Below are 1,115 nucleotides of genomic sequence, written 5' to 3' on the forward strand. Positions count from 1 at the left end.
CGGATTGACTCGAGCTCACTGACGCTGATTCACTTGTGCTTACTGAGGCAGACTGACTAGCACTTACCGAAGCTGACTGGCTTGCACTCAATGATGCAGATTGACTAGAGCTTACTGAGGCAGACTGACTCGAACTCGCTGAAGCAGACTGACTAGCACTCACTGAGGCGGATTGGCTCGAGCTCGCTGAGGCGGATTGACTCGAACTTACTGATGCGGATTGACTGGCACTCACTGATGCTGATTGGCTCGAACTTACTGAAACAGATTGACTAGCGCTTACTGAGGCTGACTGGCTCGCACTCACTGAAGCGGATTGGCTCGCGCTGGCTGAAGCTGACTGACTCGAGCTTGCAGATGCTGACTGACTAGCACTTACTGAAGCTGATTGACTCGAACTTACCGATGCTGACTGACTTGCGCTCACTGAAGCTGATCGACTGGCACTTGCCGATGCTGATTGACTTGAGCTCACTGAAGCTGATTGACTCGCGCTCGCTGAAGCGGATTGGCTCGAACTTACCGATGCTGACTGACTCGAGCTCACTGAAGCTGATTGACTTGAGCTCACTGAAGCTGATTGGCTGGCGCTCGCTGAAGCGGACTGACTCGAACTTACTGATGCTGATTGACTCGAGCTTAATGAGGCTGATTGGCTGGAGCTTGCAGATGCAGATTGACTCGAACTCAATGATGCGGATTGGCTGGCACTCAATGATGCAGACTGGCTAGCGCTGACTGAAGCGGATTGGCTCGAACTTACCGATGCTGACTGACTTGCGCTCACTGAAGCGGATTGGCTCGCGCTGGCTGAAGCGGATTGACTGGCACTTACTGATGCAGATCGGCTTGAGCTGACTGAGGCAGACTGACTTGCGCTCACTGACGCTGACTGACTTGCACTTGCAGATGCAGATTGACTCGAACTCGCTGAAGCAGACTGACTTGCACTCAATGATGCTGATTCACTTGCGCTCACTGAAGCGGATTGGCTTGAGCTTACGGACGCAGACTGGCTGGCACTCACTGAAGCGGATTGGCTCGAACTTACTGAAGCGGATTGGCTGGCACTTACCGAAGCTGACTGGCTGGCACTCAATGATGCAGATTGACTC

Annotated in this window: 1 protein-coding gene; it reads right to left on the reverse strand. The window is 53.0% G+C overall.

Translation table 11 applies throughout. The features are described 5' to 3' along the window. Positions 1-1,115, reverse strand: a 1,115-nt coding sequence (locus HMPREF0849_RS10470) for a hypothetical protein (RefSeq protein WP_033605359.1), incomplete at both ends; no start/stop codon positions are given.

It is taken from the genome of Streptococcus sp. C300, from assembly GCF_000187645.1.
GTDB lineage: Bacteria > Bacillota > Bacilli > Lactobacillales > Streptococcaceae > Streptococcus > Streptococcus oralis_CQ.